Raw genomic sequence first — 10,092 nt, forward strand, 5'->3', positions numbered from 1 at the left:
GGCAGACGGGCTCTTTCCCTTTCGCGAGCAGATCCCCCAGCCCTCGACCGCGTACCGGTCCGCGGTAGGGCGATGGCTGCGGGGCGGGGATTCCCTGGACGACCACGCCGGTCATGCCGTCGCCACGTATCCCTGGTGGAAGGTCATGTGGCTGACCGGCGTCGACTACTTCTCGACCCTCGGCTATCAGCCCGGCATCGCCCTCCTCGCCGCCGGGGCGGTGGCGCCGATCGCGACGGTCATCCTGGTCCTCGTCACCCTGTTCGGCGCCCTGCCGGTGTACGCCCAGGTGGCGGGGCGCAGCTATGCCGGCCAGGGCTCCATCGCGATGCTCGAGAACCTCCTGAGCGGCTGGAAGGGCAAGGGACTGGTCCTGGTCCTGCTGGGCTTCGCCGCCACCGACTTCGTCATCACCATGACGCTGTCGGCGGCCGATGCCGCCAAGCACGCCATCGAGAATCCCTTCCTCCATCCCGTGGTCGGCGAGCATCAGATCCTCGTCACTCTCGCCCTCCTCACCGTGCTCGCGGCGGTGTTCGTCAGGGGGTTCCAGGAAGCCATCGGCCTCGCCACCGCGGCCGCTGTGCCCTATCTCGTTCTAAACCTCATCGTCCTCGGCCGCTGCGCCTTCGAGGTGATCACCCACCCGACCTTGCTCGGGGAGTGGCGCTCCGCGCTCACCGCGAAGGGCGACGCACCCATGCTGATCGCCGGCGCGATGCTGGTGTTCCCGAAGCTCGCCCTCGGCCTGAGCGGCTTCGAGACGGGTGTCGCCGTCATGCCCCTGGTCGACGGCGGGCCGGTGGATCGCGGTCGGAGCCCGCGAGCTGGCGAGGTGCCCATCGGACGCGTGGCCAACACGCGCAAGCTCCTCCTGACCGCCGCCCTCATCATGAGCGCGATGCTGATCCTCTCGAGCTTCGTCACCGCGCTCCTGATCGCGCCGCCCGACTATGCGGAGGGCGGCAAGGCGAGCGGCCGCGCCATTGCCTTCCTGGCTCACCGCCACCTCGGGACTGCCTTCGGCACAATCTACGACGTGTCGACGATCGTCATCCTCGGCCTCGCCGGAGCCTCGGCGATGGCGGGCCTGCTCCATCTCATCCCCCGCTATCTGCCCCGCTTCGGGATGGCGCCGCGGTGGGCCGCCCTCTCCCGGCCCCTCGTGCTGCTTCTATTCGTCGTGGACATCGTCATCACACTGGTCTTCCGAGCGTCCGTGGAGGCCCAGAGCGGCGCCTACGCCACCGGTGTGCTCGTGCTGATCCTGTCCGCCGCCTTCGCGGCCACGCTCGCCCTGTGGCGCGAGCGCCGCCGGCTCCTGGCTTCCTACACGGGGATCGTCTGCCTAGTCTTCGCCTACACCCTGGGGGACAACTGCCTGGAGCGGCCCGACGGCCTCATCATCGGCACCATCTTCACGGCGCTGCTGATGGCGGCGTGCGCCATCAGCCGATCGATCCGCTCCGTGGAGTTCCGCATCCCCCACGGTTACTTCGCCGACGCGGAAAGCTGGCGCCTCGGCCCGGAGGTACGAGGGAAGAAGGTGCACCTGGTCCCCATCCGGACCGCCTCGCCCGAAGCCCGCGGCCGCAAGCGGTCCGAGATCGTGCGCCACTACAATGTGCGCGGGCCATTCCTGTTCCTGCACGTGAACTTGCTCGACAACCGCAGCGAGTTCTCCGCGCCGCTCGAGGTTCGCCTCCGGAAGGAGGGGGAGGACTATGTGGCGGAGGTGCTCGGGGCGGTCGCCATCGCCAACACGATCGCCTATCTCAGCGAGGCCATCGATCCCATCTCGATCTTCATCGGGCTCACGCGGCGCCAACTGATGGCTCAGGCCATGCGCTACCTCCTGTTCGGGGAAGGGGAGACTGGCCTGATGGTCTACACCATCCTCCTGCGCTACTGGGACTGGACGCCCGAGGACGACGTGCGGCCCCTCATCTTCCTGATGTCCGATTGAGCCGCGTCCCTGCTGGAGTGGGCGCTAGCGCAAGAACGGCGGCCGAGGTGGCCGCGGCCTGCAAGGCGGACTCTCCACTCCCGACGCGGCATCCGCATAAGAGCGGATGCCTAACGTCAACGCCTAAGGCATCACGAACGGGGTCGGGTCCAGGAAGCGCCGCAACACGTTGCCGGTGAGGCGGGCGATGTTGTTCTCGTGGCCCGTGTGGCCGAGGCTCCCGACATAGGCGATGGAGCCCGTGGAGAAGACGGCGCCGCCACCCGGGTGCTCGAAGAACACCATGTCCGCCCGGACGGCGGCGGAGAAGCGGCCGTCCGTGCCCGAGGACGACACGTTCATCTCCTCGTTCACGAGCTGGAAGGCGTTCGAGTGCTCCTCGGAGACGGCGACGACGAGGGCATGCGGTGGCGTACCCAGGGCGGTGCTGACCGCGTCCAGTTCGAGCCCGGCCGCACCCGCGCCGGAGAGCCCGAAGTCCCCCAGGATCTCGTCCTGGATGCCCTCGAAGATGAAGCGTGCGCGGGGGTCCTGGCTGGCGGCGGTCCGCCGGTAGTAGGACGAGCGGTCGAAGCCCTGCGCGACGAACCCGATACCCACGAGAGCGTTGGGCGCCCGCCCCTGACGGCGCCAGAGGCCGCCGTACTCGCCGGTGGAGGCGTGATAGTACTCGCCCACCGACTCCGCCCAGGCGCGCGTCCCGTCCTCGGCCCGGCGCAGCTCGATCATGCCGGGATGCGCCGACGGATAGGACACCCGCCAATAGAACCCGTTGCCGCCCATGTACATGAACCGGCCGCCCCGGCCCAGATAGGCTTCGACGGCGTCCAGCATCTCGCGCGAGTAGTACTCGGGATGACAGCCGGTGAGGATCACGCGGTAGCCGGCGAGCAGCGCCTCGCCTTCCCGGTGCAAATCGTCGTCGGTGATGACGTCGTAGGACTGGCCCTGGCTCTCCAGCCAGTCGAGCAGGCAGAAGTCCAGGAAGAGATTCCAGAGCCGGCCGGTCGGTCGAGTGTTGACGATGGGGCGCAGGCGGGAGACGTGGCACACGCCGGAGCCGTCGGAGTGCGTGTCGTAGGTCGAGCCGCCAAGCTCCGGGTGATACATTAGCAGGAGGTCCGTCGAGTCCACCGTCGGGAGCGCGCCGATGTAGAGCTCGGCGGCGCTGGGGCGCATGCGCGCGCGATAGTTCGAGTAGGCGAGGTAGGTCGCGGTGGAGGCGAGGAAGGCCACGGGCGCGCGCGGGGCACCGCGGGGCGGCCGCACGTAGAACACCACCCAGAAGGGTGGCCCGCCGTCCGCCTCCAGCATGAGGGCGTAGACACCGCTGCGAGCGTCGGCGGGAATGGTCACGGTGTGGCTGGGCCGCCACCCGGCGTCGTAGAGATCGTCGTCGTGGAAGTGGATCGCAGCGTACTGCTCGGGCGCCCGGCGCCAATCCATGGCGCTGCCGTCCCAGTTGTGCCCCGTCACCGCCCGCTTCGGCGCGTTCACGGTGCGGCCGTGAAGCCGATGTCCCGAGCGATCGGTGACCTTGTCGGTGGCGATGTCCGCGGCGAAGTCCCAGCGGCCGATGACGTGGCCGTCGTGCACGACGATGGGCCGGTCGATCTTGCCGTTGAAGTGCCAGGTGGTGAGGAGCCGCGCCGCCTCGACGCCGCGGCGGGCCGCGCCGAGAAGGAATTCGCCCGAGCCGGTAGGCCCGCCGGGGGCGATGCGCGCGGTGACGTGTACCGGCACCTCCGTCGTCACGGCGTGGTCGGGAAGCGGCGCCTGATCGAGCGCCACCGTGCCTGCGGCGAGGTCGACCGAGGCGGTGACGCGGTACCAGCGTCGCGCGGTGAGCGGGCGCCCGGTGCTCATGCGCGCCGCGGGCGCAGAGCCGCCGCCCGCCTGGAAGGCCAGCGCGCCCGTCTCGTCGAGCATGAGCGCGAAGCCCTGCTTCGTGTCCTCGGCCCAGGTGCCCATGATCACCTGTGGGCGTGGCTCGGGGCGAATGAGCACCCGCGTGGGCAGGACGAAGGCCTCCAGCGTGAAGCGGGAGAGCCCGGCAAAGGCCGTCGGGTGTGGGATCCGGACGTACGAGCCGGCGTCGATGGACTGCGGCGTGCCCGCGTGCTCGCCGTCGAGCGAGGTCGCGAGCGGCACTGTCTTGAGCCCGGAGCCGCCGGGGCCGGTGTCGGGCGAGGTCACGCGCACGATGCGCGCGCCATAACGGCGCGGCCCGTCGAGCGTGCCCACCATGAAGCGAATCGTCTCGCCGGGCGCCACGCTGAGCGGATCGGCGTAGCCCAGCACGCGGGGCATGGGCGGGATCATGGCCGCGGCCTCATGGCACGGTGAGCCGCTCGCCCGTCACCGCCTCCCAGCGCATCCGGAAGGCGTGCCACTCCGCGTCCTCCAGACTCGTGAAGACGGGATCCGAGAAGAGCCGGGGGGGCAGACCGTCGGGCTGCTTCTCCGCCAGCACCCATTCCTCGTGCGGCTGCGGCTTCACGCAGACCAGGAGCAGGTTCTGGCAGTGCCGCGAGCTCCGCAGCACGTTCAGCACGGCCTGGAGCTCCGGGCTGTGTGGGCCGAAGGGGCGGCGCTTGAACTCCAGCGCCAGATCGGTGCGGCGGGGATCGATGGTGAACATGGCGGCCGCGGGCGGGCTAGCCCTGGCGCGGGGAGTCCTTCAAGACGTCATACACGGCCGCCTTGATGTCGTCGCGGCTGGGGAGCGCCGCCTGCTCGAGCGGAGGGCTGTAGGGCACAGGCACCGGCACCGCGCACACGCGCCGGATGGGCGCCTTGAGGACCCGGAACGTGTCGGGATCCTCGGCGATCAGCGCCGCGATCTCCGAGGCCGCCGAGCACGTGGCGGGCGCCTCGTCCACGATCACGAGCCGCCCGGTTTTCCTGACCGACGCGCGCAGCGCGTCGACGTCCATGGGCACGAGGGTCCGCGGATCGACGACCTCGACCGAGATGCCCTCGCCGGCCAGCGCCTCCGCCACCGCGAGCGCCTCGCCGACGTAGTAGGCCAGACCCACGATGGTCACGTCGGTGCCCGCGCGCTTCACTTCCGCGACGCCCAGCGGGACCAGGTGGTCGCCGTCGGGCACGGGCCCGGTGACGCCGGCGAGGCGGCTGCACTCGAAGCTCACCACGGGATTGTTGTCGCGAATCGCGCTCTTCAAGAGCCCCTTGGCGTCGGCCGGCGTCGAGGGCAGCACGATCTTGAGCCCGGCCAGATGCATCCACATCGAGTACGGGCTCTGCGAGTGCTGCGCGGCGAGGCCCATGCCGCCGCCCGTCGAGCAGCGGTAGGTCACGGGGAAGTCGGCCTGCCCGCCGAACATGTAGCGGATCTTGCTCGCCTGATTGACGACCTGATCCATCGCCACGAAGGAGAACGTCACCATGCGCCAGTGCACGATGGGGCGGAAGCCCGAGCCCGCCGCGCCCAGGCCCATGCCCGTCAGCACCGCCTCCGAGATCGGCGTGAAGCGCACGCGGGCGGGGCCGAACTCCGCGGCGGGATCCCCGGTGAAGTCCGTGGCCATCGTGATGACGCGCGGATCGCGCCGCATCTCTTCCGCCACCGCCTCCTCGAGCGCCCGCTGAAACGTGATCTCGCGCATGCCGGCTCCTCCTCGCCTAGTCGGCGAACATGTCGACGAGCAGGTCGCGGGGATTGGGGAAGGGGCTCGCCTCGGCGAAGGCCACCGCGGCGTCGAGATCGGCGGCGACCTGCGCGCGCAGCTTGGCGATCTCGGCGGGCGAGACGGCGCCCTCCTCGAGGAGGTGGCGCTCGAGGCGGGCGATCGGATCCCGCGCCGTCCAGGCCGCGATCTCCTCCGCCGGCCGCGTCTCCGGGGGCACCGCGGCCCGCATCGCGTGGAAGCGCCAGCGATACGTCAGGCACTCGAGCAGGCTCGGCCCCTCGCGCCGGGCCCGGCTCACCGCCGCCGCGGCGGCCTCGCGGACCGCCAGCACGTCGTTGCCGTCCACGGCCACGCCCGGCATGGCATAGGCAGAGGCGTGGGCCGCGATGTCGGTCCGCGGATGCTGGACGCCGACGGCATTGTTCGCCGCGTACTGGTTGTTCTCGCAGACGAAGACGATGGGGAGCTTCCACACCGCGGCGATGTTCAGGGCCTCGTGGAACTCGCCCTCCGCGGCGGCGCCGTCGCCGAAGAAGCACACGGTGACGTCGCCCCGGCCCTCGAGCTGCGCGGCCAGCGCGGCGCCGCAGGCGATCGGCAGCCCCCCGCCGACGATGCCGTTGGCGCCCAGCATCCCGACCGAGAAGTCGGCGATGTGCATCGAGCCACCCTTGCCCTTGCAGTAGCCATCCACGCGGCCGAACAGCTCCGCCATCATCCGGCGGATGTCGGCGCCTTTCGCGATGCAGTGACCATGGCCGCGATGCGTGCTGGTGACCCGGTCCTTCACGGTGAGGGTCGAGCAGACGCCGACGGCCACCGCCTCCTGCCCGACGTAGGGATGCACCGCGCCGTAGATCTTCCCGGCCACCCGCAGGCGGATCGCGAGCTCGTCGAACTCGCGGATCAGGATCATGGTCCGGAGCATCTCGCGAAGCTGGGCCGTGTCGTCTGCCATCGCGCGCTCCCTAGCCGCCGGCGGCATGGGCGCCGGCGATGCGACCGAACACCGCGCCCGACATGAGCCCGGTGCCGCCGGGATAGTTTCCGTGGAAGAGGCCGCCCACCATCTCGCCGCAGGCGTAGAGGCCGGCGATGGGCGCCCAGGAAGTGCCGATCACCTGGGCGCGCTCGTTGATGCGCACGCCGCCGAAGGTGAACGTGATGCCGCCGGTGACGGGATAGGCCACGAAGGGCGGCGTGTCGAGGCGCTGCGCCCAATTCGACTTCGGCAGCTCGAGACCCTTCGTGGCGAGCCCGTCCTTCACGGTGGGATCGAAGGCGCCCGCGCTCACCGCCGCGTTGTAGTCGTCGAGGGTGCGGCGGCAGGCCGCGCGGTCCACCGGCAGCGTGTCAACGAGGGCGGCGAGGGAGTCGGCGACCAGTGGCGTCCCCGTCTTGTAGCGCCCCTCCAGCAGGTCCGTCACCTTGGCGTCGAAGATCTGATAGCCCACGCCCCCCGGCTCGTTCAGGATGATGCCGCCCAGCTTGGCGTAGGTGTAGAACTGGAAGTCCTCCCCCTCGTCGAAGAAGCGGCGCCCGCGGTTGTTCACCAGCACGCCGTAGGGGTACGAGAGGCGGTTGGTCTTGTCGGTGAGCTTGCGGTCACCGTAGGGCGGCGCGTCCGCGTCGATGGGCGTGGAGTGGCAGCCCGTCCACTGGCCGAAGGGCAGCGCGCGGATGTCGATGGCCATGCGGAGGCCGTCGCCCGTGTTGTACCGCGTGCCGCGCACCTTGGCGTGATCCCACGGCCGCCCGAGATACCGCGCGCGCCAGGCCGGATTGGCCTCGAAGCCCCCGCAGCCCAGCACCACCGCGCCGGCGGTGACGTCCTCGAAGCCGCGCGCGCTCTCGGTGGTGACGCCGATCACCCGGCCCGCGCGGTCCTGGTTCAGCTGCACCACGCTGGTCCCGTAGCGGATCTCCACGCCGGCCTTCGCGGCGATGTCGAACCAGCCGCGCGAGAGACCCACGCCCTCGTGCTCGGCGCGGATCACCGCGCCCGGCGACCACTTGATCGTGTTCCCGACGCGCACCCCGGAGAGCGACAGCGCGGGCTCGAGCGCCATCCCCTTGCCCGCCATCCACTTCACCGTGTCGTAGGAGCGGCCGATCAGGATCTCGCCCAGCTCGGGATCGGCGCGGCCCTCGGTGACGCGGCGGAGATCGTCCCAGAAGCGCGCGCGAGGATACGGTGCAACGTCCGAGAAGAAGCCGGGGATGCGCCGCTCGGCGTCGGGGACGAGGGGACGGAGATCCTCGCCCCGGTCGAAGGCGAAGCGGAACAGGCCCCCGCTGTAGTGGGTGTTGCCGCCGCGCAGCTCCTCGGGGGCCTTCTCGAGCACGAGCACGCGGCGGGCGCCCTGCTCGCGCGCGGAGACGGCCGCGGCCAGCGCCGCATTGCCCGCGCCCACGACGACGACATCGTGCTCAGGCATGCCCGCCGCCTTCCTTGCCGCGCACCTCGACGCCCGCCCACTGCTCGTAGAGGCGCGTCACCGCGGCCATGTCCTGGTTGGCCAGCCCCTGCGCGGCGGCTGCCTCGTAGACCTGCCGGACCGCGGAGGCGACCAGCATGGGGAACCCGAGCCCCGCGGCCAGGCCCAGCGCCAGCGACACGTCCTTCTTCGACAGCGCGATGGAGAAGTTCGGCGTGAAGTCTCCCTTGAGCACGTTCGGCATGCGCTTGAGAAAGTGATGCGAGCGGCCTCCGCTGTTCGAGAGGATGTCGAAGAGCTGGCGAGGGTCCATGCCCGCCTTCACGCCCAGCACCATCGCCTCGGCCGCGACCACCATGTTGCCCATCGACATCACGTTGTTGACGAGCTTCACCACGAGGCCCGAGCCGAGCGGCCCCACGTGGTGGATCTCGGAAGCCAGCGCCGAGAGCACCGGCCGCGCCCGCTCCACCACCGCCGCGTCGCCCCCCACCATGAAGACCAGCTTGCCGCTGCCCGCCTCGGCGGGGCCGCCGCTCACCGGCGCGTCGAGACAGTCGATGCCGGCCGGCGCGGCCTTCGCGGCAATCTCGCGGCACGTCTCCGGGTCGATGGTGGAGAGGTCGATCCACGTCATGCCTTTGTGCGCGCCCGCGAGCGCGCCCGACTCGCCGAGGTAGGCTTCGCGCACGGCGGCGGGGTCCGGCAGGCTCGAGAGGATCACATCGGACGCCGCGGCCACGCGGCCCGGCGAAACCTCGAGCACCACCCCGGCGGCCTTCGCCTGCGCGGCGCGCTCGGCGCTCGGGTCGTAGCCGCGCACGGTGAAGCCCTGCGAGACGAGGCGGCGCGCCATCTGGCCGCCCATGGTGCCGAGCCCGAGGAAGCCGATGCGCGGCCGGGCGTCGCTCATCGCCGGGGCGCGCTCCTCACGGCGTGGAGATCGCCGCGGCGGCTTCGGCCTGCGCCTGGGCGGCGCGCGCCTTCCACATCGCGTTGGCGTGGTCGATCTTGGCCTTGGCCTCGGTGTGGTGCTTCTTGGCCTCCTCCACCAGCGTCTTGGCCTGCTCGATCAGCCGCTTGGCGTCGGGCGTGAGCTTCATCGCCTCCGCCTTCTTGATGGCATCCTCGGCAGACTTGATCTGCACGGGACAGTTCCAGGCGGCGGCGGGGGCGGCGCCGAGCGCCGCGGTGACGATCGCGACGGCGGCGGCGCGAGCGAGCGGGTTCATCGATCGGGTCTCCCGAGGGTGCGTGCGCGCGTTCTGGGAACGCCCGAGAGTCTAGCACGCCGACGTTGCGCCGCAAGTCCGAGGCGCGTCAGCGCTGGAACGCTCTCTCAGCGCTGATTCACACCCACGAGCGCCTTCACGGCCTCAAGCGCCGCCCGATACGCGACGGGGTCCGGGCCGAAGCTGCCGCCGCGCGACACGCAGGGATCGTCGAGGCCGAAGGGCTGGCCGGTGGCCCGACTCACGAGCTGGCCCTCGGGACGCTCTTCCCAGAGACAGCGGCTGACATTCTGCTCGCGGGGGTTGTGGCGCACGCGGTCGCCCGGACGATCGAACTGGTGGTGGGCTCCCGCGTACGCGGTGAGCTGGGCGTCCGCTCCGGCCCGCTGGAGCCGCTCCACGTAGGCCCGACAGGGCTCGATGGGGGCAAGGTCGTCGGCCGTCCCCTGGAACAGGCGGATCGGGCGATCGGTCACCGCTCCGTCGCCGATGTAGGTGATGAGGCACGGAGGGTAGAACGCGATGTGCTGCGCAAACCGGACGCCCGCCGGCCCGTGCAGGCGCTGGAATCGCGTCACCGCCGAGTAGAGCGCGGCGATGGCGCCCTTGGAGAACCCTATCACGGCGATGCGCGCCGGGTCGATCCGAGGGTGCGTGGCCAGGAGCTCCAGGGCGCGGTAGGTATCCCCGAGCATCGCGAGGCTGCTGAGCTGCGACTGGTCCTCCGCGGTGAAGGTGATGCCCCGGCCGGTGAAGCTGTCCAGCACGAAGGTCGCCGCGCCGGCCCGGCGAAGCTCGTCGGC

General features: G+C 70.9%; 9 protein-coding genes. 1 reads left to right on the forward strand and 8 read right to left on the reverse strand.

Translation table 11 applies throughout. From position 1 onward, the window contains the following. Nucleotides 1–31: 31 nt before the first annotated feature. Nucleotides 32–1,966 (forward strand): hypothetical protein, encoded by a 1,935-nt coding sequence (locus tag VFX14_11920; protein ID HEU5190387.1) that lies wholly within the window; start codon nucleotides 32–34, stop codon nucleotides 1,964–1,966. A 123-nt stretch (nucleotides 1,967–2,089) separates the two neighbouring features. Here the strand turns inward: VFX14_11920 and VFX14_11925 are convergent, their stop codons facing one another. From VFX14_11925 to VFX14_11960, 8 genes are all read right to left on the reverse strand, one after another. Continuing rightward, on the reverse strand, nucleotides 2,090–4,288 hold the full coding sequence (locus tag VFX14_11925; protein HEU5190388.1) for a N,N-dimethylformamidase beta subunit family domain-containing protein: 2,199 nt from the start codon (nucleotides 4,286–4,288) through the stop codon (nucleotides 2,090–2,092). Between the two features lie 10 nt (nucleotides 4,289–4,298). Next, complete coding sequence (locus tag VFX14_11930; protein HEU5190389.1) at nucleotides 4,299–4,607, reverse strand: hypothetical protein; 309 nt, start codon at nucleotides 4,605–4,607, stop codon at nucleotides 4,299–4,301. Between the two features lie 16 nt (nucleotides 4,608–4,623). Then, nucleotides 4,624–5,595, reverse strand: a complete 972-nt coding sequence (locus VFX14_11935; GenBank protein HEU5190390.1) for a transketolase C-terminal domain-containing protein — start codon at nucleotides 5,593–5,595, stop codon at nucleotides 4,624–4,626. A gap of 16 nt (nucleotides 5,596–5,611) precedes the next feature. After that, nucleotides 5,612–6,577: a thiamine pyrophosphate-dependent dehydrogenase E1 component subunit alpha gene (locus VFX14_11940; protein ID HEU5190391.1), complete on the reverse strand. Its 966-nt coding sequence runs from the start codon at nucleotides 6,575–6,577 to the stop codon at nucleotides 5,612–5,614. 10 nt (nucleotides 6,578–6,587) lie between these two features. After that, nucleotides 6,588–8,057 (reverse strand): FAD-dependent tricarballylate dehydrogenase TcuA, encoded by a 1,470-nt coding sequence (tcuA, locus tag VFX14_11945; GenBank protein HEU5190392.1) that lies wholly within the window; start codon nucleotides 8,055–8,057, stop codon nucleotides 6,588–6,590. Then, a complete protein-coding gene (locus VFX14_11950; GenBank protein ID HEU5190393.1) occupies nucleotides 8,050–8,970 on the reverse strand; it encodes an NAD(P)-dependent oxidoreductase in 921 nt (306 codons plus the stop codon). The genes tcuA and VFX14_11950 overlap by 8 nt, the downstream gene beginning before the upstream one ends. Before the next feature lie 16 nt (nucleotides 8,971–8,986). After that, entirely contained in the window at nucleotides 8,987–9,289 is a 303-nt protein-coding gene (locus VFX14_11955; GenBank protein ID HEU5190394.1) for a hypothetical protein, read from the reverse strand. A gap of 107 nt (nucleotides 9,290–9,396) precedes the next feature. Then, a partial coding sequence (locus tag VFX14_11960; protein HEU5190395.1) for a dienelactone hydrolase family protein occupies nucleotides 9,397–10,092 on the reverse strand: 696 nt, incomplete at its 5' end.

Source organism: Candidatus Methylomirabilota bacterium, assembly GCA_035764725.1.
Taxonomy (GTDB): domain Bacteria; phylum Methylomirabilota; class Methylomirabilia; order Rokubacteriales; family CSP1-6; genus DASRWT01.